This is a genomic window from Vibrio sp. 10N.222.52.B7 (assembly GCF_041474275.1).
Taxonomy (GTDB): domain Bacteria; phylum Pseudomonadota; class Gammaproteobacteria; order Enterobacterales; family Vibrionaceae; genus Vibrio; species Vibrio crassostreae_C.
In genome coordinates, this window is record NZ_JBFRTU010000555.1 from 1 (window position 1) to 396 (window position 396).

1 protein-coding gene is annotated in these 396 nt (G+C 38.4%); it reads right to left on the reverse strand.

From position 1 onward, the window contains the following. Window positions 1-310 (reverse strand): AAA family ATPase (locus AB4512_RS24165; protein WP_372176026.1); only part of this gene is annotated, 310 nt, incomplete at its 3' end. Window positions 311-396 lie beyond the last annotated feature (86 nt).

Consider the following 396-nt stretch of genomic DNA (forward strand, 5'->3'; position numbering starts at 1 on the left):
TCTCTAAGCAAATCTCAACAGGGGGATGCTCCTCAGCATCTTTTTGTTTTGTACAGATGAAGTTTGCTGAATGAGTATTGTGGATACGCTGAATTTGAAATTCATAGTCACATGCGGCACGAAGGGAAGAGCTGCCGCGACCTCCCTTCGAAGTATCTTTACCTGTATGGTGAATTAATAAGACCGAGCAGCCTATTTCTGATTTTAATGAGTCACATTCGTTAATGAACTCACCCATATCTTTTTGTGTGTTCTCATCGCCTGAGAAGTTTCGAGCCAAAGTATCTAATATGATCAATGTAAACTTCACATTATTCTCTTTTTCTATGGAAGTTATCATGCTGATTAACGCACTTTTATCAGCATGAGAAGTTAGGAATATACTATGATCTAGTA